This is a genomic window from Streptomyces sp. MA5143a, assembly GCF_900290235.1.
Taxonomy (GTDB): domain Bacteria; phylum Actinomycetota; class Actinomycetes; order Streptomycetales; family Streptomycetaceae; genus Streptomyces.
This window is the reverse complement of the sequence record NZ_OLMK01000020.1, coordinates 17,135-43,344: the sequence shown is the minus strand read 5'-3', so window position 1 is coordinate 43,344 and position 26,210 is coordinate 17,135. Positions and strand designations below refer to the sequence as shown.

Here is a 26,210-nt window from a genome sequence, read left to right as displayed (position 1 = left end):
AGTATCCATGTCACGCAGCACCCGCACCCGCTGGAGACTCGGTCTCACCGCCACCGCCTTCCTGGTGGCGGCGGCCTCGGTCCCGGCTCCCGCCCACGCCGAGGACGTCAGCGACTACAGGATCACCGTCGACCCCACCGCCCAGGGCGCCAGGATCGACGACACGATGTACGGCGTCTTCTTCGAGGACATCAACCGGGCCGCCGACGGCGGCCTGTACGCCGAGCTCGTCCAGAACCGGTCCTTCGAGTACTCCACCGCGGACAACCGCGCGTACACCCCCCTCACCTCCTGGACGGTCGACGGCTCGGCCCAGGCTTTGAACGACAGCGGCCGGCTCAACGACCGCAACCGCGTCCACCTCTCCCTGGGCGCCGGTTCGACCGTCACGAACACGGGCTACAACACCGGCATCCGCGTCGAGAAGGGCAAGAAGTACGACTTCTCGGTGTGGGCGCGGGCCGCGAGCGGTACGACCCTGACCGTCACCCTGAAGGACGCCGACGGCACGCTCGCCAAGGCCCGCCGGGTGGCCGTCGCGGCCGGCGGCTGGGCGAAGTACCGCGTCGTGCTGAAGGCGACCCGGACCAGCTCCGTCGGCCGCCTCGCCGTCGCCACCTCCGGTGCCGCCGCCCTCGACGAGGTGTCCCTCTTCCCCCGCGACACCTACAAGGGCCGCCGGAACGGTCTGCGCAAGGACCTCGCCCAGAAGATCGCCGCCCTGAAGCCGGGCTTCCTGCGCTTCCCCGGCGGCTGCCTCGTCAACACCGGCTCCATGAAGGACTACAGCGAGGCCTCGAACTGGGAGCGCACCCGCGCCTACCAGTGGAAGGACACCATCGGTCCGGTCGAGCGGCGGGCCACCAACGCCAACGTCTGGGGCTACAACCAGTCCTACGGCCTCGGCTACTACGAGTACTTCCAGTTCGCCGAGGACATCGGCGCGATGCCGCTGCCCGTCGTGCCCGCCCTCGTCACCGGTTGTGGCCAGAACAAGGCCACCGACGACGAGGCCCTGCTCCAGCGGCACATCCAGGACACCCTCGACCTGATCGAGTTCGCCAACGGGCCCACGACCAGCGAATGGGGTCGGGTGCGGGCCCGGATGGGCCACCCGAAACCCTTCCACCTCACCCACCTGGGCGTCGGCAACGAGGAGAACCTGCCGAACGAGTTCTTCGCCCGCTTCCAGAAGTTCCGGGCCGCCATCGAGGCGAAGTACCCCGACATCAAGGTCGTGTCGAACTCCGGCCCCGACGACTCGGGCAGCACCTTCGACACCGCGTGGAAGCTGAACCGCGAGGCGAACGTCGACATGGTCGACGAGCACTACTACAACAGCCCCCAGTGGTTCCTCCAGAACAACGACCGCTACGACTCCTACGACCGCAAGGGCCCGAAGGTCTTCCTCGGCGAATACGCCTCCTGGGGCAACGCCTTCAAGAACGCCCTCGCGGAAGCCGCGTTCATGACCGGCCTGGAACGCAACGCCGACGTCGTCAAACTGGCCTCCTACGCACCGCTCCTCGCCAACGAGGACTACGTGCAGTGGAGCCCCGACATGATCTGGTTCAACAACCACGCGTCCTGGGGGTCGGCCAACTACCAGATGCAGAAGCTGTTCATGAACAACGTCGGGGACCGGGTCGTCCCCTCGACGGCCACCGGCACCCCCGCGGTCAGCGGCCCCATCTCGGGAGCCGTGGGCCTGTCCACCTGGGCCACGACCGCCGCGTACGACGACGTGAGGGTCACGGGCGCCGACGGGGCGACCCTCCTCAGCGACGACTTCAGCGGGGACGCCTCGCAGTGGACCCACACCGGTGGTGGCAGCTGGTCCGTGCAGGACGGGCAGTACGTGCAGACCGACGTGGCCGCCGAGAACACGATGGTCTCGGCCGGTGACCCCTCCTGGCACGACTACGACCTGAAGGTGAAGGCCACGAAGAAGTCCGGCAAGGAGGGCTTCCTCGTCGCCTTCGGCGTCAAGGACACCGGCAACTACTACTGGTGGAACCTCGGCGGCTGGAACAACACGACCAGCGCGGTGGAGCAGGCCGTCGACGGCGGCAAGTCGTCGCTGATCTCCAAGCCGGGGACGATCGAGACGGGCCGCGCGTACGACATCGAGGTCAAGGTGCGGGGCCGCGAGGTGACCCTGCTGCTCGACGGCCAGGAGTGGGGCAGCTTCACCGACGACAAGCCGGCGGAGCCGTTCCGGCAGGTGGTGACACGGGACGCCAGGACCGGTGACCTGATCGTCAAGGTCGTCAACGCGCAGCCGGTCGCGGCGCGTACGGCCGTCGACCTCGGGAGTGCGAAGGTGCGGGGGACCGCGCGGGTGACCACGCTCGCGGCGGCGCCGGATGCCGTGAACACGGAGACGGCCACGCCGGTCGCGCCGGTGACGTCGACGTTCCGTGGGGTGGCGAGGAAGTTCAGCTATACGTTTCCGGCCAACTCGGTGACGTTCCTGCGGATCAAGAAGCGGTGAGGAAGGGAGGCCGCTGGGCTTGAGGTCCGGCCGCCGGTGCGTGGGGGCTGGTCGCGCAGTTCCCCGCGCCCCTTTTCGGGCCTGCGGCCCGATCCAGGGGGCTGCGGTCCAACGTGAGGGCCGCGGTTCGTGGGTTACGAGCGGCGGCGGGGCTTTCCTGGCCTGCCGCCGCTCTTCGACGTTCGGGTGCCGCCTGAGCCGGATCGGGGGTTGCGGGTGGTCGGCTTACCGGTGGTGGGCTGGCGGCGGGTGCCGGCGGCGGGTTGGCGCTTCGGCTTCGGCTGCTGCTTGTCCTCGGCCGGCTTGGAGCGGCCCCGGGAGCTGTTGACCGTGCGGCCCCGCACGATGCCGATGAAGTCCTCGACCATGTCCGTGGTCGCGTCCTGCGGCCAGGACAGGGCGACCCGGGACTCGGGGGCGTCGGTCAGCGGGCGGTACGTCAGGTCCTTGCGGTGGTGCAGGCGGGCCAGTGACTGCGGCACGACGAGGAGCCCGATCCCGGCCGCCACCAGCTCGATCGCGTCCGCCGTGGTGGCCGGGCGCTCGAACGCCGGCTGCCCCGGCGGGCGCTCCCAGTCGAGGGTGTCGTCGAGGGGGTGCAGCACGATCTCGTCCGCCAGATCGTCCGTGGACACCTCGTCGACGGCCGCGACGACATGGTCCTTGGGGACCACCACCACCGTGGCCTCGGTGTAGAGGGGGATCGCGCTGAGGTCGGCCCCGTCCACCGGCAGCCGGACGAACCCGGCGTCCGCCTCGCCACCCCGCAGAGCGCCCAGCGCCTCGGCGGCGGACACCTGGACCAGGGTGAGGGGAATGTCGGGCAACCGCTCGTTCCAGATCCGCACCCACTTCGTGGGCGTCACTCCCGGAACGTACGCGAGCCGGAACGAGGGCGATGCATCCGAACCTGTCACACGACCAGGCTATCGGGCCGGGCCGTCGCCCCCGCTCTCCGGGCGTGGTCAGCGTTGGCGCACATGCTCGATACCCTGGACACCATGACGTCGCACCAGACCGCACCCCAGACCATGAAGCCCGCGACCGCGGCGAAGAAGCTGGGTGTGTACCTCGAAGCCACCCCCGTCGAGTTCCGGGAGGGCGTCGTCTCGCGCGCCGAACTGAACGCGCTCCAGGCCGACCCACCGGCCTGGCTTCAGGAGCTGCGCCGCAACGGCCCGCACCCCCGCCCGGTCGTCGCCGCCAAGCTGGGCGTCTCCATCGCGGGACTGGCCCGCGCCGGTGTCACCGAGGCGCTCACCACCGAGCAGATCGAGGCGCTGAAGGACGAGAGCCCCGAGTGGCTCCAGCGTGAGCGCGCCACCCAGGCCGAGGTCCGCAAGGAAGGCGCCCGCATCAAGAAGCGCAACGCGGAGCGGGCCGCGGAACGCCCCTGAGGACACAGCCGGAGGCACGGCGGCGGGCCGCTCTCAGAGGGTGAGCACCGGCCGTACGGTGAAGTCCTCGTAGAGGTCCTCGCCGTCCTCCCCGTACACGAACTCCGCCATCGACGGGTTGACGTTCGCCGTGGCCAGGGGCAGCCAGCCGAGCAGATGGCCGTAGCCGCCGCACACGGACTCGCCGCCGTCGCCGCCGCGCACCACCGAGGGGTCGCTCGTCAGCTCCGTCGTGTACGTGTCGTACGCGATGCGCAGGCCGAAGGCGTTCGGTTCGTGCTGGGGGCCCGTGGGGTCGTCGTAGGGGACGCGGTCCAGGGGGCAGTCGTCGCCCCAGCGGAACAGGGTGCCGGCCCCGGCACCGCAGGCGTGCTCCCACTCGTCCGAGGTGGGCATGCGCAGACCGCGCGCCGCCAGGACGGCCGGTGTCTCCGCGGGCGGCTCCGTCAGATGCTCGCCCTCCACCGCCATGAGCACGGTGTCCAGCACCACGTCACGGCGGGGACTGAGCACCTGCGCGAGGTGTCCCCGAAGGTCGCTGTCGTACCCGTATCCCTCGGCCACGCTCCGGGCGTAGTCCGCCGACTGCTCGGGCGTCGGCCGCCAGGCGGCGGCGTCGAAGCCGAGCGTGACCCGGCCGCCCGGTATCAAGGCGAACTCCTGCCCGTCCCGCTCGATCAGGGCACGGTTCAGCGGGGCACCGAGGTGCTCGACGCTGTCGACGCGGACCAACCGGCCTCCCACCCGGGCGGCCGCCTCCTGGGCGACCTGCCGCGCGATGGCCGGCGCGAAGGAGCGCCATGCGTCGAGAGTGAGACCGGCGAGAGACATGCGACGCAGTGTGACACGGGGGTCTGACAGCGACAGGAGCATCCATGCCCCGGCGGACGGCTGTGGCCGCGATCGGCTGGTCGAAAAGTCGTTCGGCGGCGACTGTGCTTGGTGACAGCATGATGGCCGGGACCACGGATGAACACGGGGCACGAGGTCATGGGGGGCGCGGGTGGCGGGTTTCGCGGTGGAGGCGTTGGACGACGTGCCGTGGGAGCGGCTGGAGCCAGTGTGGGAGCATCGGACGACGACGACGCGCGCGGTCCTGCGAAGGCTCGCGCTGAAGGGCGAGTCGGCGACCGAGGAGGACTGCTACCCGCTGGACGACTGCTTCGCGTCCGGCACCGGACGCCTGCCCTCCATCAGGACCGCCGCGCTGCCGTTCGTCGCCGCCCTCGCCGGCGATCCGGCCTGCGGCGCGCGCCGCGCACTCGTCGGGACTCTGGTGAGCTTCGCCCGGTTCGCGGCCGAAGCCGAGCCGGACCAGGTCGACGAGGCGTGGCACGAGGCATGGCGGCTCCAGCGGCCGGTGTTCCTGGCGCTGCTGGCGGACCCGGACCCCGAGCTGCGCAGGGAGGCCCTCCCCCTCGCCGGGGACGTCGGCCCGCTGCTGGACCGCTGGCGGGCGGAGACGGACCCGACAGTGCGGCCCGCCGTCCTGCTGGAACTGGGGGCGGCCGCAGGCGCCGCCGGCCCGGAGGCGGCGGACCTGGTACGGGCGGTGGTGACCGAGGTGCTGCGGACGGACGACCCCGTCCTGCGGGTCGCGGCCGTGCACGCCTGGGCCGCGTTCGATCCCGAGGCACCGGTGCGGGAACAGGGCCTGCTGACGGAGATCCTCACCGACCCGGCGGTACGACCGCTGTTCGAGGCCGCGTGGTACGTCTCCGATGTCGAGACGGCCTTCACCCGCGAGGACGTCGTCTCCTGGACGGTGGGCCTGTTCGCCCCCGTACCCCCGACGATGCTCGACTTCGTCCTCGACCTGATCGAGGCGGCCCGCCGCAACGGCGACGCCCTGCTGTGCCGCATCGCGCTCCACGAGGCGTGGCGGCTGCTGGTCCTCCGGCCGTCCGTGGCCGAGCGGCTGCTGCCGCACGCCGGTGCGCTGCTCGCCGACCGGGACGACGGCGTCCGCTACCTGGCCGCCCACCTCCTCGCGGTACTGGGCCGCCGCGCGGCCCCCTACGCCGACGAACTCGCCGCCCTCCTCGACGACCGGGGTGAGGACGAGCCCGACTTCCTGGAGGGCACCGTCGGCGATCACGCCCGCTGGGCCCTGGCCCGCATCGGCGACCCACGCGCCCTGCCGGGCCTGGTCGCCCGGCTGTACGCGCCCTACGAGGGGCAGTACTCGCGCGCCTATTGCTCGGGCGACCCCCGCCTGCCGGAGGTCGAGGACGTCCTGACCCCGCTCGCGGCGCACGCGGAGAGCCTGGTGCCGGACATCCGCGCACTGCTCCGCAAGGACGGCAAGGGCGGCGGGCTGACCGGCTGCCTGCTCGGCGTCCTCACCGCGTGGGGTGAGGCGTCCGCGCCCGCCCTGCCGGAGGTGGTGACCCTGCTGGACGACGCCCGGTACTCGCTGAGCGCGATCGACGCGCTCGTGGCGATGGGACCGGCCGCGGCGTCCGCCGCACCCGAGGTGCGCCGCGCCACCGTCCTCGACCACCCGGCCAACCACCAGAAGGTGGCGTGGGCCGCCTCGGTCCTCGACGGTGACAGCACATCGGCGCTGCGGCTCGTGGGCGAGGCGGTGCTGACCGAGGAGGAGCCCTTCTACGGTCCCGTCCACCTCATCGGTCACTTCGGGCCGGCTGCCGCGCCCTACGCCGACCGGGTACGACAGCTCATGGAGCGCGGCGACGGCTGGCTGCGACTGCGCTCCGCGATCGCGCTCGCGTCGATCACGGGCGAGGCGGAACCGAGCGTGTCCGTCCTCGGGGAGTACCTGCGGCCCCTGGCCGACGGCGACGACTCCTACGGCTACTTCGTCGACGCGCTGCGCGCCCTGGTCGCCATCGGCACGGTCACCGACGAAACCCGTGCGGTGCTGCGCCGGGTGCGGGACACCGACCGGCGACTGGCGCCCCACGGGGACTACCGGACGATCCTGTTCGACGAGGAGATGCGGTCCCTGATCGACGCGGTCCTGGACCTGCCGTGACGCGGGGACGGCCGGAGCTCGCGTTCATGACGCCGCTTCGCTCCAGCGGGCGAGCGTGCCGCTCGTGTCGTCGTAGGTGAGCCAGGTCCCGTCCCCGAGCGGGCGCACATAGCTGTCGACGTGGCCGGTGGGGTACGTGATCGCGCCGCGTATCTCCAGGATGTGCGCGTCGAGCAGCCAGTGGCGGCCCTCCGCCGGGTCGTCGGCGGCGTCGATCGTCGACGCGATGACGGTGTCCGCGTCGACGAAGCCGCCGCCGTGGTCCCAGCAGGGCGACTCGTCCTCGTCGTCGAGGTCGTCTTCATCTTCGTCGCCCTCGTCGCCCTCGTCGCCCTCGTCGCCCTCGTCGCCCTCGTCGCCCTCGTCGTCCTCGTCGTATGCGCCGTCGAGGTCCGCCTCGTCACGGGACTCCGGTCCGGCCTCCGCCGCTGCTCCCTCGGCGAGCACCGTGCCGTCGAGGGCGTGCAGCCGCAGGTCCGTGCCGTGGTGCTCGGCGGTCAGGAAGCCGGGATGCGCCGGGTGGACATCCGTCAGGTCGCGGTCCAGGGTCTCGTTCAGGTCCCAGGCGGTCAGCTCCTCGCCGTCCCAGCGGGCCCAGTGCAGCAGGAGGCCGTCCTGGCCCATGCCGATGCTCAGCCCCATGTGGACGCCGTCAGGGTGGGAGACGTGGTGGGAGCCGGAGGCCGCGCTGTCCAGCGGCAGCCGGGCCAGCTCACTCCCGGTGCGCGCGTCCAGGACGGCCCAGTACTCCTGCCCGCCGTGCTCCTCCGGCGCCACGACATGTGCCCAGACGAGCCGGCCGTCGTCGGATACGCGGCAGGACCCGTGCTCCAGCCCGTCGCACACCTCCTGTTCGTCCCCGGTGTGCGGGTGGCCGAGGAGGGGGCTCCAGCAGCCGTGCCGGTACTCCCACAGCGTCGCTCCGCCGGGGGCCACGGCCCGCACCGCCCGCTGGCCCGAGAACACCGCGAACGACGCGTCGGCGCTCACCGAGTGGACGCCCCCGCGCCAGCCGGGCCAGGGCAGCGGGAAGACGGCGGTCGGCGCAGGGTCATCTGTGAACAGCCCGGCCAGGTCGTGGACCTCCAGTGTGGGCCCGTTCCTCAGGAGGGCGCGATGCGGGCGGTCGGCTCGGCTGTCGAGGGCGAAGCCGTTGACCAGGGATGCACCGTTCGGCAACTGCACCGAGTCGCGCAGGCGGGCTGTGATCGACATGGCCCGAAGGTACGGCACCCCGCTGACATCGGGACCGGCCCTCAGGTCTCTGTCCGCGCGGACACCGCGCGGAAGCGGGCCAGCAGGGTCCGGGCCGGTGGGGCCGCCGGGTCGAAGAACTGCTTGGCCAGCGGGGGTGGCACGGCCGGTCCGTGCATGCGGACCTCCTGGCACGTGAAGCAGAACGCGGCTTCGAACAGTGCCGTGTCGAGGGCGTCCCCGTAGGCCCGGACGCTCCACCCGGGAGAGAACCCGCACCGGTGCTGTTCGCCCCCCGACAGTTCCTCGATCAGCGCCAGGGCGTCCGCGACCTCGGCCCCGGCCCAGTGCGCGACCACACGGCCGGGATAGGGGTCGCCCTTCTTCACCGGAAGCGCCGAGATCCTGACGACCTCGATCAGCGCGGTGGCGGCGACGGCCTCGGCGGGGAGTCGCATGCGCGCAGTCTGCCGTGGCCGGCCCCACCGAGACGTCTGAACTCGGAAAGCGGACCATCGAGGGCCTGAACTTCATGCGTCCGGACCGGTGCAAGGCCGGGTATCCACCCACCTCCGCCGTGTGTCCTTGACACAACGTCCGAACACGGTGTCCGCAATGGACAGTTCATGCATGGGCTCCGTGCGGAATGCCGGGGACACTCGACGTCTCCAGAGCCTTGTCGGTCCGTGGGCCATAAGCAGTTCCGTGGGCCATAGCAGTAGAGGAACAAGCATGTCGCTCCTGAAGACCATCGACACCGATCCCTCCTTCGTGCCCAAGGAGTCCGGCCCGCTGCCGGGACGCCTGATCTCCGGCGATCCGACGTACAAGACCTGGGCACAGGACGACGCCCGCGGGGAAACGATCCATACGGGAGTCTGGGAGGCGACGCCCGGGGAGACGCGCTCGATCAAGGGCGAGACCTTCGAGTTCTGCCACATCCTTTCCGGCGTCGTCGAACTCACGCCGGAGGGCGGCGAGCCGGTGATCTACAAGGCCGGCGACAGCTTTGTCATGAAGCCGGGCTACGTGGGTGTCTGGAAGACCATCGAAACCGTGCGCAAGATCTACGTGACCGTGTCCTGAGCCCGATGGCGCACGTTGCTCTCACCCGTGGAGACCACTGGGGAGGCAGCCTGCCCCGAGGACACACCGCTCGATGACTCCCGCGGCCGGTTGCCCCGCGCCCTCCGGCCGCGACGGCATCCTCACGCGCTGTCGCCTCGGCGGCCGCGGTAGTCGTTCAGCCAGCCAAGACCCTCGCTCGTGCCGGCGCGGGGGCGGTACTCGCAACCGATCCACCCGTCGAAGCCCAGCTCGTCGACCACGTCGAGCAGATGGCGGACGTTGAACTCACCCCGGTCGGGCTCACTCCGGTCGGGCACACCCGCGATCTGCAGATGACCGACCCGGCCGGTCGGCAGGTCGCGGCGCAACGTCGTGGTGAGGTCGCCCTCGACGATCTGGCAGTGGTAGAGGTCGAGCTGCACCTTGAGATGCGAGGCGCCCACCTCCCGCGTCACGCCATGGGCCTCGGCCTGGGTACTCAGGAAGTATCCGGGCATGTCGCGGCCGTTGATCGGCTCGATCAGGATGTCGACGCCCGCGGAGGCGGCCCGTTCCGCGGCCCAGGCCAGGTTGGTCAGGTAGGTGCCCCGGTGCCTGGCCCACTCCGCCGGTGTCGCGTCCGGTCGCACCAGTCCGGCCATCAGGTGCACCCGCGGGCAGTCCAGCGCCGCCGCGTACTCCAGCGCCCGGTCGACCCCGGAACGGGTCTCCGCCTCGCGTCCGGGCAGCGCCGCCGTCCCGCGCTCCCCGGACTCCCACGCTCCGGGAGGCGCGTTGAAGAGCACCTGCTCCACGCCGTGGTCGTCGAGCCGGCGGCGCAGCTCGGCGGCGTCATGGGCGTAGGGGAAGAGGTACTCGACGGCCTGGAAGCCGTCGGCCGCGGCCGGTGCGAAGCGGTCGAGGAAGTCGTACTCGGTGTACATCATGGACAGGTTCGCTGCGAACCTCGGCATGCTGGCTCCTGTGGTTCAGCCGGGGACGGCAAGGATCAATGGTGGACGGCCGGGTGCAGTGGTGGAAGACGCGCTGGTCGCTGGAGAGCACGGGTTGGAGAGCACGGGTTGGAGAGCACGGGCTTGCCGATCGCGTCGGCGGTCTCCACCACGGACGCGGTCATCGCGTCGTCGAAGATCACGTCGGCGCCCGGTCGTCCCGCTCACGACGGCACCACTCGCCCGCAGTGCCCCCACCGACGCGAAGGCGTGCCCCCGTGATCACTGATTGCATAAACGTGCAGCGAAACGTATAGTCATGCCATCCAGGAGGAGGGTTTTCCATGGCGGTACGTGCAGCGGTGGCGGGAGCGAGCGGTTATGCGGGCGGCGAAGTGCTGCGCCTGCTGCTCGCGCACCCCGAGGTCGAGATCGGCGCCCTGACCGGCAACTCGAACGCGGGTCAGCGCCTCGGCGCCCTTCAGCCGCACCTGCTGCCGCTGGCCGACCGGGTCCTCCAGGAGACCACGGCCGAGGTCCTCGCCGGACACGACGTCGTGTTCCTGGCCCTGCCGCACGGGCAGTCCGCCGCCGTGGCCGAGCAGCTCGGCCCGGATGTCCTCGTGATCGACATGGGCGCCGACTTCCGGCTGAAGGACGCGGCCGACTGGGAGAAGTTCTACGGCTCCGCGCACGCCGGGACCTGGCCCTACGGCCTCCCCGAACTGCCGGGCGCCCGCGCCGCGCTGGAGGGGTCCAAGCGCATCGCGGTGCCCGGTTGCTACCCCACGGCCGCCACCCTGGCCCTCTTCCCCGCGTACGCGGCGGGTATCGCCGAGAACGAGGCCGTGATCGTCGCCGCGTCCGGGACGTCCGGCGCGGGCAAGGCCCCCAAGACGCACCTGCTCGGCAGCGAGGTCATGGGCTCGATGAGCCCGTACGGCGTCGGCGGCGGCCACCGCCACACCCCCGAGATGATCCAGAACCTCGGCGGGGTCGCCGGCGAGCAGGTCTCCGTGTCCTTCACCCCGACCCTCGCGCCCATGTCCCGCGGCATCCTCGCCACGTGCAGCGCCAAGGCCAGGGAGGGCGTCACCGCCGAGTCCGCGCGCGCCGCGTACGAGAAGGCCTTCGCCGACGAGCCCTTCGTCCACCTCCTCCCGGAGGGGCAGTGGCCCGCCACGGCGTCCGTCCACGGTTCGAACGCTGTTCAGGTGCAGGTCGCGTACGACGAGGCGGCGGGCCGCATCATCGCGATCAGCGCCATCGACAACCTCACCAAGGGCACCGCCGGTGGTGCCGTCCAGAGCATGAACATCGCCCTCGGGCTCCCCGAGTCCACCGGGCTGACGACGATCGGAGTGGCGCCGTGAGCGTGACGGCAGCACAGGGATTCACGGCGGCCGGGATCGCCGCCGGGATCAAGGAGAACGGCAACCCGGACCTGGCCCTCGTGGTCAACAACGGGCCCCGCCTCGCCGCTGCGGGCGTCTTCACCTCCAACCGGGTCAAGGCCGCGCCGGTGCTCTGGTCCGAGCAGGTGCTGAAGGGTGGCCAGGTCTCCGCCGTCGTCCTCAACTCCGGCGGCGCCAACGCCTGTACGGGCCCCAAGGGCTTCCAGGACACCCACGCGACCGCCGAGAAGGTGGCCGACGTCCTCGGCCTGAACGCCGCCGAGGTCGCCGTCGCCTCCACCGGCCTCATCGGCGTCCTGCTCCCCATGGACAAGCTGCTCCCCGGTGTCGACACGGCCGCCGCCCAGCTGTCCGAGCACGGCGGCGAGAAGGCCGCCATCGCCATCAAGACCACCGACACCGTGCACAAGACGTCCGTCGCCCAGGGCGAGGGCTGGACCGTCGGCGGCATGGCCAAGGGCGCGGGCATGCTCGCCCCCGGCCTCGCCACCATGCTCGTCGTCCTCACCACCGACGCCGACGTCGACGCCGAGACCCTCGACCAGGCCCTCCGGGCGGCCACCCGGGTCACCTTCGACCGGGTCGACTCCGACGGCTGCATGTCCACCAACGACACCGTGCTGCTGCTCGCCTCCGGCGCCTCCGGGATCACCCCGGAGTACGCCGAGTTCGCCGAGGCCGTGCGCACCGTCTGCGACGACCTCGGGCAGCAGCTCGTCCGGGACGCCGAGGGCGCCAGCAAGGACATCAGGATCGAGGTGGTCAACGCCGCGACCGAGGACGACGCCGTCGAGGTGGGCCGCTCCATCGCCCGCAACAACCTCCTCAAGTGCGCCCTCCACGGCGAGGACCCCAACTGGGGCCGCGTGCTGTCCGCGATCGGCACCACGAAGGCCGCGTTCGAGCCGGACCGGCTGAACGTCGCCATCAACGGCGTCTGGGTCTGCAAGAACGGCGGCGTCGGAGAGGACCGCGACAACGTCGACATGCGCTACCGCGAGGTGCACATCGTCGCCGACCTCGCCGCCGGGTCCGAGACCGCCACCGTCTGGACCAACGACCTCACCGCCGACTACGTCCACGAGAACAGCGCCTACTCCTCATGAGCACCACGCGGAAACACACCGCTCTCCCCAAGGCCCAGATCCTCATCGAGGCCCTGCCCTGGCTGACCCGCCACAACGGCAAGACGGTCGTCATCAAGTTCGGCGGCAACGCCATGATCGACGAGGAGCTGAAGGCGGCGTTCGCCCAGGACGTCGTCTTCCTGCGGCACGCCGGCCTGAACGTCGTCGTCGTGCACGGCGGCGGCCCGCAGATCAGCGCCGCCCTCGACAAGCACGGCATCGTCAGCGAGTTCAAAGCCGGGCTGCGCGTCACCACCGAGGACGCCATGGACGTCGTACGCATGGTGCTCGCCGGGCAGGTGCAGCGCGAACTGGTCGGCCTGCTCAACCAGCACGGACCGCTCGCCGTCGGTCTGACCGGCGAGGACGCGCACACCATCACCGCCATCAAGCACCAGCCGGAGATCGACGGCGAACGCGTCGACATCGGGCGGGTCGGCGAGATCACCGACATCGACACGGGTGCGATCGAGGCGCTGCTCGCCGACGGCCGCATCCCGGTCGTCTCGTCGATCGCCCGGAGCGAGGACGACGGACATGTCTACAACGTCAATGCTGATACGGCGGCTGCGGCACTCGCTGCCGCGCTGGGCGCCGAGACCCTCATGGTCCTCACCGATGTCGAGGGCCTCTACGAGGACTGGCCGAACAGCGACGAGGTGATCAGCCGCCTCACCGCTTCCCAGCTGGAGAAACTCCTGCCGGAGCTGTCCTCCGGCATGGTGCCGAAGATGGAGGGCTGCCTGCACGCCGTGCGCAACGGCGTGAATACCGCCCGCGTCATCGACGGCCGGGTCCAGCACTCGATCCTGCTGGAGATCTTCACCGACGAGGGCATCGGCACGATGGTCGTGCCCGACGCCGTGACCGAGGGGGACGCCGAATGACCGGGACCGCGAGCAACGCAGAGCTGACCCAGCGGTGGCAGGGCTCGCTCATGAACAACTACGGCACCCCGAGACTGCCCCTCGTCCGCGGTGAGGGCAGCACCCTGTGGGACGCCGACGGCAAGGAGTACCTGGACTTCGTCGGCGGAATCGCGGTCAACGCCCTCGGCCACGCCCACCCGGCGGTCGTCGAGGCCGTCAGCAGGCAGATCGCCTCTCTCGGACATGTCTCCAACCTGTTCGTCGCCGAGCCGCCCGTCGCGCTCGCCGAACGGCTCCTGGAGACCTTCGGCCGGGACGGCAAGGTCTTCTTCTGCAACTCCGGCGCCGAGGCCAACGAGGGCGCCTTCAAGATCGGCCGGCTGACCGGGCGGACCCATATGGTCGCCACCACGGGCGGCTTCCACGGCCGGACCATGGGCGCCCTCGCCCTGACCGGCCAGCCCGGCAAGCAGACCGGTTTCCACCCGCTGCCCGGCGACGTCACCCACGTGCCCTACGGCGACGCCAAGGCCTTGGCCGCCGCGGTCACCGAGGAGACGGCGCTCGTCATCATCGAGCCGATCCAGGGGGAGAACGGCGTCGTCGTCCCGCCCCCCGGCTATCTGAAGGCGGCCCGCGCGATCACCGCGGCCACCGGTTCCCTGCTGGTCCTCGACGAGGTGCAGACCGGCGTCGGCCGGACCGGGCACTGGTTCGAGTACCAGGCCCACGAGGGCGTCCTGCCGGACGTCGTCACCCTCGCCAAGGGCCTCGGCGGCGGACTCCCGCTCGGCGCGACCGTCGCCTTCGGCCGGGCCGCGGAGTTCCTGCGGCCCGGTCACCACGGGACCACCTTCGGCGGCAACCCCGTCGCGTGCGCCGCCGGGCTCGCCGTCCTGGAGACCATCCGGGCCGAGGGCCTGCTGGAGAACGTGAAGCGGCAGAGCGAGCGGCTGCGGGAGGGCATCGAGTCCCTCGGCCACCCGTTGATCGCCCATGTCCGTGGCGCGGGCCTCCTGCTGGGTATCGTGCTCACCGAGCCGCTCGCGCCCCAGGCGCAGCAGGCGGCTCAGGACGCCGGTCTCCTGGTGAACGCGCCCGCCCCCGATGTCGTACGGCTCATGCCGGCGCTGAACATCGGTGACGCCGAGGTGGACGCCTTCCTCCGGGCGCTGCCCGGTGTCCTGGACGCGACCAAGGGGGACGGATGATCCGGGGAATGGGACGACGATGAGCCAGGCGCAGGAGCACGACCAGGCGGGGCCCGCGGTGCCGCAGACCCGTACGGCACGCCACCGGCGGATCGTGGACATCCTCAACCGGCAACCGGTGCGCTCGCAGAGCCAGTTGGCGAAGCTGCTGTCCGACGACGGGCTGAGCGTCACCCAGGCGACGCTCTCCCGGGACCTGGACGAGCTGAACGCGGTGAAGATCCGCAACACCGACGGCGACCTCATCTACGCGGTGCCGAGCGAGGGCGGTTTCCGTACGCCCCGGGCACCGCTCGGTGGGTCCGCGAAGGAGGAGCGGATGCGGCGGCTCTCGGCGGAGCTGCTGATCTCCGCGGAGGCCTCCGCGAACCTGGTGGTGCTCCGTACGCCGCCGGGCGCGGCCCAGTTCCTGGCCTCGGCCATCGACCAGGCGGAGCTCCACGATGTGCTGGGCACCATCGCCGGCGACGACACGCTGCTGCTGATCAGCCGTGACCCGGTGGGCGGTCAGGCCCTCGCGGACCATCTGCTGCGGCTGGCCCAGAACGGCCACTGACGGCGACGGCGGGACGGTGCGGTCCAGGTCTGCCCGGTGACACCAGGCAGGCCCGGTCATCCCAGGCGTGCCCCGGTCATCCCAGGCGTGCCCCGGTCATCCCAGGCGTGCCCCGGTCATCCCAGGCGGGAGGCCAGCCCTCCCGTGCACCGCACCTCGTCGCCCGCCGTGATCAGCAGGGCCTCCACGTCCGGCAGTGACTCCAGCCAGGCCAGACCTTCCCGCGACCCCATCGCGAACGCCGCCGTCGCCCAGCAGTCCGCCCAGGTCAGCCGGGGAGCGACCACCGTCACCGACACCAGGTCGGTGACCGCGGACTTCCCGGTGCGCGGGTCGACGATATGGGCGCCCCGTTCGGCCGTGCCCGAGGTGGCGACGGCCAACCGGTCCGCGCCCGCCGCGGTGACGACCGCGGCCAGCCCACCCGGCCGCAGCGGATCGGCCACACCCACCCGCCAGGGCCGGTCGGGGCCGGGCACACCGCACAGCTGGACGTCGCCGCCGCCGTTGACGCTCACCCCGGCCGCGCCCGCCTCGACCAGACGCAGAGCGGCCCGCTCCGTCGCCCACCCCTTCACCAGGCCGGTCGGATCGAAGCGGCCCTCGTAGGTCGCGCTGAACCAGCCGTTGCTCACCCGCTCCGCCTCGGCACACAGTCCGAGCACCTCCGCGACCTCCGGGTCGCACTCCTCGATGGTGGTCTCGGCCCGCGCCAGCCGGGAGATCTGGCTCTGCTCGCGGTAGGTGCTGAACACCTCGTTCACGGTGTGCAGCCCGGCCACCGCCTCGTCGAGCGCGGCCCTGATCGCCGCCGGCTCGCCTCCCCGGACGTCGAAGGAGAAGACGGTGCCCATGACCTCCTCGGCGTGCCGCAGCTGGGCGGGCGCGGCGGCCCCGGCGGGTTCGGCCACCGGATCAGCCCGCCTGGTCGAGGGCGGACTGCACGGACTTCTTGTATCCCTCGCTGGTGTAGGTGGCACCGGAGACAGCGTCGATGTCGGCGCTCCCCGCCGCGACGGCGTTCTGGTTGAGCTTGGGGATGGCGGTGCCGCTGATCTGGGTGGAGCGACCGCCGCTCGGCTGTTGGAGCGCCTCGGCGTTGGTGATCCTGCCGTCGGTGACGGTGATACGGACCTGGACCGGCCCGTAGTCCGTCTTGACGGCCGAGCCCGTGAGCACCTGCGTGCCCGTCGACTTCCCGGCCGCGGAGTCCGCCGCGCCGCCGCCCGCGTCCTGCGAGCCGCCCGCCTCGGCCCCGCCGCCCGAGCCCTCGCCGCCCGAGCCCTGCGCCTTGCCGGCCTGGTCGAGGGCGGACTGGAGGGACTTCTTGTAGCCGTCGCTGGTGTAGGTGGCGCCGGAGACGGCGTCGATGTCGGCGGAACCGGCGGCCACAGCGGCCTGGTTGAGCTTCGGGATCGCGGTGCCGCTGATCTGCGTGGACCGGCCGCCGCTGGGCTTCTGGACGGCGTCGGCCTGGGTGATCTTGCCGCCGTCGACGGTGATACGGACCTGGACCGGGCCGTAGTCCGTCTGCACGGTCGTACCCGTGAGCGTCTGCCCGCCCGAGCCCTGCGCCTTGCCGGCCTGGTCGAGGGCGGACTGGAGGGACTTCTTGTAGCCGTCGCTGGTGTAGGTGGCGCCGGAGACGGCGTCGATGTCGGCGGAACCGGCGGCCACGGCGGCCTGGTTGAGCTTCGGGATCGCGGTGCCGCTGATCTGCGTGGACCGGCCGCCGCTGGGCTTCTGGACGGCGTCGGCCTGGGTGATCTTGCCGCCGTCGACGGTGATACGGACCTGGACCGGGCCGTAGTCCGTCTGCACGGCGGTGCCCGTGAGGGTCTGCGCGCCCGCCACCACCCCGCCCTGGGCCGACGGAGCGCCCCCGGCCGCTCCGGCTTGTACCGATCCGGCCGGGTCCGAGGCGGGCTTCAGCGACAGCAGCAGCACGATGCCGGACACGGTGGCGGCGGTGGCGAGCAGGGTCCGCCGGATGGGGTGGCTCTTCTTCATCGCTCCTTCAGCTCCTGAAGTGAGAAGGCAGGTAGGGGGAAGCCCCGTGGGGCAGTCCCATGGGCAGGGGTCGGTGGGGGACGGCCCCGTGGAGAGTGGGAGACGGCCCGCGGGCCGTCGCTCACATCTCGAACGACTCGTGGTGGATACGGCGGGTGGGGACACCCGCCCCGCGCAGTGCCGCGTACACGCCCTGGGCGAACCCGGGCGGACCGCACAGGAAGACGTCGTGGCGCTCGATGTCCGGGATCTTCCGGCGCAGGGAGTCCGCCGAGATGTCGGGGCGCTCGCCCTCCGGGCTGTTCACCGCGTACATCAGGCGCGCCCCGCGCTCCTCCGCGATCTGCGCGAGCTCGTCCCACAGCGCCAGGTCCTGGGTGCTGTTGGCCCGGTAGAGCAGGGTCAGATCACCGGCCGCGCCGGGCAACGTCTCGAACAGCGCCCGCATCGGCGTGATGCCCACGCCACCGGCCACCAGCAGCACCTTGCCCCGGCTGCGCTTGGCGGCCGTGAGCGCCCCGTACGGGCCCTCGGCCCACACCCGGGTGCCGGGCTCCAGGTCACGCAGGGCGGAGCTGTGGTCGCCGATCGCCTTGACGGTGATGCGCAGCATGTTGGGGCGCGGCGCCGCCGACAGCGAGTACGGGTGTGAGCTGAACCGCATACCGGGGGCCAGGAACCGCCAGCGGAAGAACTGTCCGGCCTCCGCGCCCATGCGGTGCAGCTTGCGCCCGCTCATCAGCACCGAGACGATGCCGGGCGACTCCTCGATGACCGCCTCGACCCGCAGCCGGTGCCGCATGTTCAGCCGGATCGGGGTGAGGATCCGGTACCAGACGACCAGCGCGGTCACCGATCCGTACAGCGCGTACCAGCCCGTCTTCGCCTCGGGGGTGGCGGCGAACTCGTTGCCGGTGGTGATCTGGTGCCAGAACGTCAGGAACGTCGCCGCGTACGTCAGCAGGTGGGTGTGGTACCAGAGGTCGTACGGGATCCGCTTGCGGACCGGGCCGATCGAGATCAGCCCGATGAACACCAGCAGACCGGTGCCGATGGCGGCCTTGCCCATGTCCGGCAGCTGGTTGATGGAGTCGATGGTCTGCTGGAGGATCGCGGTGTGGGTCAGACCGGCCTGGAGGGCGTACCCGTACATCGTGAGGACGACGTGCGCGACGACCAGGCAGAGCGTGTAGCGGCCGGTCATCGCGTGCCAGCGGGCGACCCGGTCGGAGCCGACCCGGCGTTCCAGCGCGGGCACCCGCGCCATCTGGAGCACCACCAGCGCCATCAGGTATCCGCCGAGCAGGCCGGTGATCCGGCCGGCGTTGACCATCTGGCTGCCCTGATCCGCGATGGAGGGCGTGTTGTCCCACCACAGCCACACCACCGCCGCCGCGCCCGCCCAGAAGGCGATCAGCAGCGGGACGGCGGGGGAGCGGCGAGGTCGGATGCGGCGCATCGTCTGGCGGCGCGCGGCGCGACCTCCGGCGATCGTGGACACGGTTCCTCCGTGGTGGGCTGGACCCTTGGCCCACACGTACGTGCAGGGAGTGCCGTGTGTTCAACGTGGTGGGGAAACCGCCCGGCGAACGGGATGTTCCGTTTCAGCCGGCCGACGGCGGCAGTGGCAACGGCAGCCCGGGCAGTCCGTCCAGGCTGCTCTCGATGTGCTCCTTGGAGCGGAAGTACGCGGTGAGCGAGTCGTCGTCCTCGCGCGCGAAGCGGCGCCCGTGCAGATCGCGGTCCTCCTCGTACGCCATGAAGGGAACCGCGTAGCCGCAGCTGTCACGGACGAGTTCGGCCCGCACCACGATGACGGCGCGCAGACCGTGCTGGGCGGGGTCGATGTCGGGGAAGTGCGCCAGGAGCTCCGGGAAGCGTGGGTCGTCACGGAAGACGGCCTCGCCCTTGCCGTGGACGCGCACGATGGTGGGCGGGCCCTGGAAGGCGCACCACATGAGGGTGATCCGGCCGTTCTCCCGCAGATGCGCGATGGTCTCCGCGTTGGAGCCCGCGAAATCCAGATAGGCGACGGTGAGTTCGTCGAGGACCACGAACGAACCCCGCAGGCCCTTGGGGGAGAGGTTGACCGTGCCGTCGGCCGACAGGGGCGCCGAGGCCGTGAAGAAGAGGGGCTGCGCCTCGATGAAGGTACGGAGGCGGCCGTCGATGCGCTCGTAAGTCTTTCCCATGTCTAACGATTATTGACGGAAAAACTTCGCCTGTCTAAGGAATTCGCGGGGAAGCGGGTACGGCGTCGGGGAGGTTGATCAGGTGCGGGAACGCGAATTCCGGGTGGGTCCCCTTGCGGGGATCCACCCGGAACCGGGTCTTCCGTGGCCGCCCCGGCCGGCGCGCGGGGCGGCCACGGCCCCTGTCGCCCCCGATCAGGAGCGCAGGAGGTCACTCCGGCCGAGCCGGAGGACTACTGGTTGAGCTGGCAGGGGGCGAGCTTCTCCAGGCCCTCGGGCTTGGCGGCGGCGCGGCCGATGGCGGTCTCGATGCGGTTCAGCGCGGCGACGCGCTTGTCCTCCAGCGGGCCGAGGATCGCGTTGTTGACGAAGTTCGGACCGCCCTGGCCGACGGTGTCGACGAGGCGCTTGTTGGCCTCCTGGATCTGGGTCTGAAGCAGCTCCAGGTTGCGCGTGACCTCGGCCTGCGCGGACGCGGGGATCGCGGGGAGGCTGCCCTCGACGGCCGGGCAGGAGATGGTGCCCGGGGCACCCGCGTTGTTCTCGGCACCGGCGTTGTCGGCGTTGCCCGCGCCCTCGCCCGCACCGGCCTCGGCGCCGGCCTCCTCGCCCGCACCGGCCTCCTCGCCCGCGCCCGCCTGGTCGCCGGCGCCCGCGGCGCCGCCCTGGTTGAGCTGGCAGGGGGCGAGCTTCTCCAGGCCCTCGGGCTTGGCGGCGGCGCGGCCGATGGCGGTCTCGATGCGGTTCAGCGTCGCGACGCGCTTGTCCTCCAGCGGGCCGAGGATCGCGTTGTTGACGAAGTTGGGGCCGCCCTGGCCGACCGTGTCGACGAGGCGCTTGTTGGCCTCCTGGATCTGGGTCTGAAGCAGCTCCAGGTTGCGCGTGACCTCGGCCTGCGCGGACGCGGGGATCGCGGGGAGGCTGCCCTCGACCGCCGGGCAGGAGATGGTGCCCGGGGCACCCGCGTCGTTCCCCGCACCGGCGTCGCCCGCTCCGGCCTCGGCGCCGGCTCCGGCCTCCTCGCCCGCGCCCGCCTGGTCGCCGGCGCCCGCGGCGCCGCCCTGGTTGAGCTGGCAGGGGGCGAGCTTCTCCAGGCCCTCGGGCTTGGCGGCGGCGCGGCCGATGGCGGTCTCGATGCGGTTCAGCGCGGCGACGCGCTTGTCCTCCAGCGGGCCGAGAATGGCGTTCTGGACGAAGTTGGGGCCGCCCTGACCGACCGTGTCGACGAGGCGCTTGTTGGCCTCCTGGATCTGGGTCTGAAGCAGGGCGAGGTTGCGGTCGACCTCGGCCTTGGCGGACGCGGGGATCGCGGGCAGGCTGCCCTCGACCGCCGGGCACGCGATGGTGCCGGGGGACGCGGCGTCCTGTCCGTCGTTGTTGGCACCCTCACCGGCGAGAGCGGAACCCGCGATGACCGCTCCGGAGAGCACGACCGCGGCGGCGCCGCCGATGATCCCTACGCGACGCTTGTTGTACTTCGGAAGAGCCCTGGACATGCGGATGCCTCACTCGGGTCGGGTGTGGTCGGTGTGATCTGACGCGGCGCCTGCGTTCGGGGAGAGGTACGGGTAAGCGGTTTCGAGTGTTCAAGGCTTCTTGCTTTTCTCTTGAACTTCTCTCACATTGACGATTCATGCAGGACTCTGCATAATCATGCATAGCAACCGTCGGTCGCCGAAGGCCGCGGCAGACGCACGTGGAAGATCCACACCTCTCTAGGAGCAGCGCAAGTGAGCAGCAACAGCGGTGACGTTCGGCTCTGGGGCGGCCGTTTCGCCGACGGTCCCGCCGAGGCCCTGGCGAAGCTGTCCGCGTCCGTCCACTTCGACTGGCGGCTGACGCCCTACGACATCGCGGGCTCCCGCGCCCACGCGCGCGTGCTGCACAAGGCGGGTCTGCTCACGGACGGCGAGCTGACCGACATGCTGGCCGGCCTCGACCGGCTGGAGGCGGACGTCGCCGACGGCTCCTTCGTCGGCACCATCGCCGACGAGGACGTGCACACCGCCCTGGAGCGGGGTCTGCTGGAGCGCCTCGGCCCCGACCTCGGTGGCAAGCTGCGCGCCGGCCGTTCCCGTAACGACCAGGTCGCGACCCTCTTCCGCATGTACCTGCGCGACCACGCCCGCGTCATCGCCGGCCTGATCGCCGAACTCCAGGACGCGCTGGTCGGCCTGGCCGAGGCCCACCCGGACGTGGCGATGCCCGGCCGCACCCACCTCCAGCACGCCCAGCCGGTGCTGTTCGCCCACCATGTCCTCGCGCACGTCCAGTCGCTGTCCCGGGACGCCGAGCGGCTGCGCCAGTGGGACGAGCGCACGGCGGTCTCCCCGTACGGTTCCGGCGCCCTCGCCGGCTCCTCCCTCGGCCTCGACCCGGAGGCGGTCGCGAAGGACCTCGGCTTCGAGCACGGCAGCTCGGGCAACTCCATCGACGGCACGGCCTCCCGCGACTTCGTCGCCGAGTTCGCCTTCATCACCGCGATGATCGGGGTGAACCTCTCCCGGATCGCCGAGGAGGTCATCATCTGGAACACGAAGGAGTTCTCCTTCGTGACGCTCCACGACGCGTTCTCCACCGGCTCGTCGATCATGCCGCAGAAGAAGAACCCGGACATCGCCGAGCTGGCCCGTGGCAAGTCCGGCCGCCTCATCGGCAATCTGACCGGTCTCATGGCGACCCTGAAGGCCCTCCCGCTCGCCTACAACCGGGACCTCCAGGAGGACAAGGAGCCGGTCTTCGACTCCATCGACCAGCTGGAGGTCCTCCTGCCCGCCTTCACCGGGATGATGGCCACCCTCACCGTCCACCGCGAGCGCATGGAGGAGCTGGCCCCCGCCGGCTTCTCCCTCGCCACCGACATCGCCGAGTGGCTGGTCAAGCAGGGCGTGCCGTTCCGGGTCGCGCACGAGGTCGCCGGCGAGTGCGTCAAGGTCGCCGAGTCCGAGAACAAGGAGCTCGACGAGCTGACGGACGACCAGTTCGCCAAGATCTCCGCCCACCTCACCCCCGAGGTCCGCACGGTCCTGAACGTCCCCGGCGCGCTCGCCTCCCGCAACGGCCGAGGCGGCACGGCCCCCTCCGCGGTCGCCACCCAGCTGGCGGAGGTCAAGGAGAACCTGGCCGTCCAGCACGCCTGGGCGACGGCGAAGCAGGGCTGACACCGGCGCCGGTGCCCCCGCACCGCACAACCAAGGTCATCGCGGGTTACGTTGGTCGGAAGCCGTAAGGAGCCGACCGAACGGAGCCCGCGATGCCCTTCGCCCGACTGGCCTCAGCGACCACCCCCACCTGCCACCTCGGACTCGGCCTCGCCGCCGTCGGCCGTCCCGGCTACATCAACCTCGGCCGGGACGAGGACCTCGGCCCCGACCGCGGCGTCGACGCGCTGCGCACCCGCACCCACGAACTCCTCGACGCCGCCTACGCGCAGGGCGTCCGCTACATCGACGCGGCCCGCTCCTACGGCCGCTCCGAGGAGTTCCTCGCCGACTGGCTGAAGGCCCGCCCCGACCTCGACGACATCGTCGTGGGCAGCAAATGGGGCTACACCTACACCGCCGACTGGACCACTGACGCCGAGCACCACGAGGTCAAGGACCACGGCGTCGCCACGTACGAGCGGCAGCGCGCCGAGACCGCCGCACTGCTCGGCGACCGGCTCGACCTCTACCAGATCCACTCGGTCACCCCGGACAGCCCGGCCCTCACCGACAAGGAACTCCACGCCAAGCTGGCGGAAGCGGCCGCCCGCGGCGTCACGATCGGCTTCTCCACGAGCGGCCCGGCGCAGGCCGACGCCATCCGGGCCGCCCTCGCCGTGACGGTCGACGGCGAGCCCCTCTTCCGTACCGTCCAGTCGACGTACAACGCGCTGGAGACCTCCGCCGCCCCCGCCCTCGCCGAGGCGCACGACGCCGGGCTCACCGTGATCGTCAAGGAGGGCATGGCCAACGGCAGGCTCGCCGAGCCGCACGCCCCGGAGGCGCTGCGGGCCGTGGCCGCCGAGACGTCCCTCGGCTGCGACGCGGTCGCCCTCGCGCTGATCCTCCGTCAACCGTGGGTGGGCGTCGTGCTGTCCGGCGCCGCCACCGTCCACCAGCTCGCCTCCAACCTGCACGCGGCGGTCGTGGACCTCGACGAGGGCCAGCTGACCCGGCTCGCGACACTCGCCGAGGAGCCCCGCGCCTACTGGGAGAAGCGCGCCAGCCTGCCCTGGCACTGACCTGCACGGGCCGAGCGGCGCGCCGGTCGAGAAGCACGTAGGCCGAGCGGCGCGCCGACCCAGGGGCACCCACACGTGAGACATGAGACACGTGTGCCTGCGCTGAGACAATCATGTCTCATGTGGTCTATGGTTGTCTCATGGCTGTCGATCGTGACCATGTGCTGCGCAGTGCCGCGGCCCTGCTGACCCGCAGATCCACCGCGACCATGGACGAGGTCGCCAGGGCCGCCGGGATCAGCCGGGCCACGCTGCACCGCCATTTCGCGGGGCGGGACGCACTCGTCCTGGCACTGGAGGCGCTCTGCATCGCGGAGTGCGACACCGCGCTCGACGCGGCCCGCCTCGACGACGGCCCGGCGCACGACGCCGTACGCCGCCTCGTGCGCGAGATCGAACCGGCCGCCGGCCTGCTCGCCTTCCTCTACACCGAGAGCCAGTTGTTCGAGGGGGACGCGCAGAACAAGGGCTGGACCAGGATCGACGACCGCGTCGCGGCCCTTTTCAAACGCGGCCAGGCGGCCGGCGAGTTCCGCATCGACCTGACCCCGGCCTGGCTCACCGAGGCGCTGTACGGCCTGCTGGCCTCCGGCGCCTGGGCGGTCTCGGAGGGCCGGGTCGCCGGCAAGGACTTCACCCACATGATCGCCGAGCTGCTGCTCGGCGGAGCGGTACGGAGAGAGGAATCATGACCAGCACCCTGCGGCCGGCGTCCACGAGCGAGGCGGTGAAGCGGCCGGGCCGTTGGCTCGCGCTCGCCGTCCTCGTGCTCGCCGTGCTGCTGGTGGCCGTCGACGCGACCGTCCTCGGCCTCGCGACCCCCTACATCAGCGAGGACCTCAACCCCTCGGGCACCCAGCTGCTCTGGATCGGCGACGTCTACTCGTTCGTCATCGCGGGCCTGCTCGTGTCGGCCGGCAGCCTCGGCGACCGCATCGGCCGCAAGAAGCTGCTGCTGATCGGCGCCACCGCGTTCGGCGCGATATCCGTGCTGAACGCCTACGCGACGACGCCCGAGATGATGATCGTCGCGCGGGCGCTGCTCGGTGTCGCGGGCGCGACCCTGATGCCCGCGACCCTCGCGCTGATCCGCAACCTCTTCCACGACCCGCGTGAGCGCAGCCTCGCCATCGGCATCTGGGGCGCCACCGCCTCCGCCGGCACGGCGGTCGGCCCGGTGGTCGGCGGTTTCCTGCTGGAGCACTTCTGGTGGGGCTCGGTCTTCCTGATCAACCTGCCCGTGATGATCGTGCTGGTCGTCGTCGGCAGCAAGCTGCTCCCCGAGTCCCGCCACCCCAACCCCGGCCCGTGGGACCTGCTCAGCGTCGGCCTGTCCCTCGTCGGCATGATCGGCGTCGTGTACGCCGTGAAGGAGATCGCCAGTCACGGCGTCGACGGCAACGCGCTCGCCGCGGGCCTGTTCGGCGTCGCGGCCCTGTTCTTCTTCGTACGCCGCCAACTGGTCCTGCCGCAGCCGCTGCTGGACATGCGGCTGTTCCGTGACCGCGGGTTCTCGGGTGCCGTCCTCGCCGACCTGCTGACCGTGTTCGGCCTGTCCGGCCTCGTGTTCTTCCTCTCCCAGTATCTGCAGCTCGTCCAGGGCAGGCGGCCCTTCGAGGCCGGCCTCGCGGAACTCCCCGCCGCCGTGGGCGCGGTCGTGGCCGGTCTCGTCGCCGGCCGGGTCGCCCGGCGCTACTCGGTACGGGCCGTCGTCGCCGGTGGCCTGGCCGCGATCGGCCTGGCCCTGGGCGTCCTGACGGTGATCGACGAGTCCACCGGCTATCCGCTGCTGGGAACCGCCCTCCTGGTCGTCGGCGTCGGCGCGGGCTTCTCCTTCACGGTGACCGCCGACGTCATCCTCTCCTCGGTCCCCAAGGAACAGGCCGGGGCGGCCTCGGCGGTCTCCGAGACGGCGTACGAACTCGGCGCGGCCCTCGGCATCGCCCTGCTCGGCTCGATCGTGACCGGCGTCTACCGGGGCTTCGCGGCACCGGCGGGCACCCCGGCCGGGGCGCACGAGTCGCTGGGCGGAGCGGTGGAGGTGGCCGGCGGTCTCCCGTCGGACAGCGCCCAGGCCCTGCTGGCGTCCGCCCGGGAGTCCTTCGTCGAGGGCCTCACCCTCGCGGCCGGCGTCGGAGCGGCGGTCCTGCTGGTGACGGCTGCCGCGGCCTGGTTCATGCTGCGCGGGCAGCGGCTCGACAGCAAGGCGTAGCTCCCGCCGGGACGGCCGGGACAGGCACGACGGCCGGGACAGGCACGACGGCCGGGACAGCCGAGGCGTCGCCGGGGCCATGAGCGGCGGGCCCGGCGACGCCCCGGCCCACACGATGCCCCGCACGCCCGCCCCGGCTCATGCGCGGCGGGAGCCGACCTCGGGCGCACGCCCCCGAACGAGCCCCTCCGTGTTCCCGTCACGGCCGCATCAGATGGAGGCCAAGGACGGCCGGATCGGCGGTGGCGAGCCGGCCGAACGCGTCCCGGGTGAGCGGCTGCTGCGCGGTCCTGGTGCGGATCTTTGGTGG

Annotated in this window: 22 protein-coding genes and 1 pseudogene; 13 read left to right on the top strand and 10 right to left on the bottom strand. The window is 71.6% G+C overall.

Going from position 1 to position 26,210, the window contains the following annotated elements; all coding sequences use genetic code 11:
- Window positions 1-7 precede the first annotated feature (7 nt).
- Window positions 8-2,494 carry an alpha-L-arabinofuranosidase C-terminal domain-containing protein gene (locus tag SMA5143A_RS10075; protein WP_107462538.1) on the top strand — a complete coding sequence of 829 codons (2,487 nt, stop codon included), beginning with the start codon at window positions 8-10 and terminating at the stop codon, window positions 2,492-2,494.
- Window positions 2,495-2,628: 134 nt separating this feature from the next.
- Here SMA5143A_RS10075 and SMA5143A_RS10070 read toward each other — a convergent pair whose 3' ends face one another.
- A complete protein-coding gene (locus SMA5143A_RS10070) occupies window positions 2,629-3,411 on the bottom strand; it encodes a LysR substrate-binding domain-containing protein (protein ID WP_107462537.1) in 783 nt (260 codons plus the stop codon).
- Between the two features lie 84 nt (window positions 3,412-3,495).
- Here SMA5143A_RS10070 and SMA5143A_RS10065 point away from each other — a divergent pair, with 84 nt between their 5' ends.
- Window positions 3,496-3,891, top strand: a complete 396-nt coding sequence (locus SMA5143A_RS10065; protein ID WP_107462589.1) for a DUF5997 family protein — start codon at window positions 3,496-3,498, stop codon at window positions 3,889-3,891.
- Between the two features lie 33 nt (window positions 3,892-3,924).
- On the opposite strand, the gene SMA5143A_RS10060 is transcribed toward SMA5143A_RS10065, so the two are convergent.
- Window positions 3,925-4,722, bottom strand: coding sequence for a hypothetical protein (locus SMA5143A_RS10060; protein ID WP_107462588.1), 798 nt, complete (start codon window positions 4,720-4,722; stop codon window positions 3,925-3,927).
- 172 nt (window positions 4,723-4,894) lie between these two features.
- Here SMA5143A_RS10060 and SMA5143A_RS10055 point away from each other — a divergent pair, with 172 nt between their 5' ends.
- On the top strand, window positions 4,895-6,889 hold the full coding sequence (locus SMA5143A_RS10055) for a hypothetical protein (protein ID WP_107462536.1): 1,995 nt from the start codon (window positions 4,895-4,897) through the stop codon (window positions 6,887-6,889).
- A 24-nt stretch (window positions 6,890-6,913) separates the two neighbouring features.
- On the opposite strand, the gene SMA5143A_RS10040 is transcribed toward SMA5143A_RS10055, so the two are convergent.
- Together SMA5143A_RS10040 and SMA5143A_RS10035 are read right to left on the bottom strand one after the other, a co-directional pair.
- Window positions 6,914-8,104: a hypothetical protein gene (locus tag SMA5143A_RS10040; protein ID WP_181361799.1), complete on the bottom strand. Its 1,191-nt coding sequence runs from the start codon at window positions 8,102-8,104 to the stop codon at window positions 6,914-6,916.
- 41 nt (window positions 8,105-8,145) lie between these two features.
- A complete protein-coding gene (locus tag SMA5143A_RS10035; RefSeq protein WP_107462535.1) occupies window positions 8,146-8,541 on the bottom strand; it encodes a hypothetical protein in 396 nt (131 codons plus the stop codon).
- A 274-nt stretch (window positions 8,542-8,815) separates the two neighbouring features.
- Between SMA5143A_RS10035 and SMA5143A_RS10030 the strand changes: the two genes are divergently transcribed.
- Window positions 8,816-9,169 carry a cupin domain-containing protein gene (locus SMA5143A_RS10030; RefSeq protein ID WP_107462534.1) on the top strand — a complete coding sequence of 118 codons (354 nt, stop codon included), beginning with the start codon at window positions 8,816-8,818 and terminating at the stop codon, window positions 9,167-9,169.
- Between the two features lie 122 nt (window positions 9,170-9,291).
- On the opposite strand, the gene otnI is transcribed toward SMA5143A_RS10030, so the two are convergent.
- Window positions 9,292-10,104, bottom strand: coding sequence for a 2-oxo-tetronate isomerase (gene otnI, locus SMA5143A_RS10025; RefSeq protein WP_107462533.1), 813 nt, complete (start codon window positions 10,102-10,104; stop codon window positions 9,292-9,294).
- A gap of 323 nt (window positions 10,105-10,427) precedes the next feature.
- Between otnI and argC the strand changes: the two genes are divergently transcribed.
- Genes argC through SMA5143A_RS10000 form a run of 5 tightly spaced genes read left to right on the top strand, consistent with a single transcriptional unit; the run spans window position 10,428 to window position 15,261 of the window.
- Window positions 10,428-11,456: an N-acetyl-gamma-glutamyl-phosphate reductase gene (gene argC, locus SMA5143A_RS10020; protein ID WP_107462532.1), complete on the top strand. Its 1,029-nt coding sequence runs from the start codon at window positions 10,428-10,430 to the stop codon at window positions 11,454-11,456.
- On the top strand, window positions 11,453-12,604 hold the full coding sequence (gene argJ, locus SMA5143A_RS10015) for a bifunctional glutamate N-acetyltransferase/amino-acid acetyltransferase ArgJ (RefSeq protein WP_107462531.1): 1,152 nt from the start codon (window positions 11,453-11,455) through the stop codon (window positions 12,602-12,604). The genes argC and argJ overlap by 4 nt, the downstream gene beginning before the upstream one ends.
- Entirely contained in the window at window positions 12,601-13,512 is a 912-nt protein-coding gene (gene argB / locus SMA5143A_RS10010) for an acetylglutamate kinase (protein WP_099965542.1), read from the top strand. The genes argJ and argB overlap by 4 nt, the downstream gene beginning before the upstream one ends.
- Window positions 13,509-14,705, top strand: a complete 1,197-nt coding sequence (locus tag SMA5143A_RS10005) for an acetylornithine transaminase (RefSeq protein WP_107462530.1) — start codon at window positions 13,509-13,511, stop codon at window positions 14,703-14,705. The genes argB and SMA5143A_RS10005 overlap by 4 nt, the downstream gene beginning before the upstream one ends.
- A 19-nt stretch (window positions 14,706-14,724) precedes the next feature.
- The gene (locus SMA5143A_RS10000; RefSeq protein WP_107462529.1) at window positions 14,725-15,261 is read left to right on the top strand and encodes an arginine repressor; all 537 of its coding nucleotides are present in this window, start codon (window positions 14,725-14,727) and stop codon (window positions 15,259-15,261) included.
- 116 nt (window positions 15,262-15,377) lie between these two features.
- Here the strand turns inward: SMA5143A_RS10000 and SMA5143A_RS09995 are convergent, their stop codons facing one another.
- From SMA5143A_RS09995 to SMA5143A_RS09975, 5 genes and pseudogenes are all read right to left on the bottom strand, one after another.
- A complete protein-coding gene (locus SMA5143A_RS09995) occupies window positions 15,378-16,172 on the bottom strand; it encodes an FAD:protein FMN transferase (protein ID WP_055536665.1) in 795 nt (264 codons plus the stop codon).
- Between the two features lie 4 nt (window positions 16,173-16,176).
- A complete protein-coding gene (locus tag SMA5143A_RS09990; RefSeq protein WP_107462528.1) occupies window positions 16,177-17,271 on the bottom strand; it encodes an FMN-binding protein in 1,095 nt (364 codons plus the stop codon).
- A gap of 121 nt (window positions 17,272-17,392) precedes the next feature.
- Window positions 17,393-18,730: a ferredoxin reductase family protein gene (locus tag SMA5143A_RS09985; protein ID WP_107462587.1), complete on the bottom strand. Its 1,338-nt coding sequence runs from the start codon at window positions 18,728-18,730 to the stop codon at window positions 17,393-17,395.
- Window positions 18,731-18,875: 145 nt separating this feature from the next.
- Window positions 18,876-19,463: a pyridoxamine 5'-phosphate oxidase family protein gene (locus SMA5143A_RS09980; protein WP_107462527.1), complete on the bottom strand. Its 588-nt coding sequence runs from the start codon at window positions 19,461-19,463 to the stop codon at window positions 18,876-18,878.
- Window positions 19,464-20,128: 665 nt separating this feature from the next.
- Window positions 20,129-20,959, bottom strand: a pseudogene (locus SMA5143A_RS09975) (hypothetical protein); the annotation flags it as partial.
- Window positions 20,960-21,193: 234 nt separating this feature from the next.
- Between SMA5143A_RS09975 and argH the strand changes: the two are divergent.
- From argH to SMA5143A_RS09955, 4 genes are all read left to right on the top strand, one after another.
- Window positions 21,194-22,624, top strand: a complete 1,431-nt coding sequence (argH, locus tag SMA5143A_RS09970; protein WP_107462525.1) for an argininosuccinate lyase — start codon at window positions 21,194-21,196, stop codon at window positions 22,622-22,624.
- A gap of 92 nt (window positions 22,625-22,716) precedes the next feature.
- Entirely contained in the window at window positions 22,717-23,688 is a 972-nt protein-coding gene (locus SMA5143A_RS09965) for an aldo/keto reductase (RefSeq protein WP_107462524.1), read from the top strand.
- A gap of 140 nt (window positions 23,689-23,828) precedes the next feature.
- Window positions 23,829-24,380: a TetR/AcrR family transcriptional regulator gene (locus tag SMA5143A_RS09960; RefSeq protein ID WP_219923581.1), complete on the top strand. Its 552-nt coding sequence runs from the start codon at window positions 23,829-23,831 to the stop codon at window positions 24,378-24,380.
- Window positions 24,377-25,900, top strand: coding sequence for an MFS transporter (locus SMA5143A_RS09955; RefSeq protein ID WP_107462522.1), 1,524 nt, complete (start codon window positions 24,377-24,379; stop codon window positions 25,898-25,900). The genes SMA5143A_RS09960 and SMA5143A_RS09955 overlap by 4 nt, the downstream gene beginning before the upstream one ends.
- Window positions 25,901-26,210 lie beyond the last annotated feature (310 nt).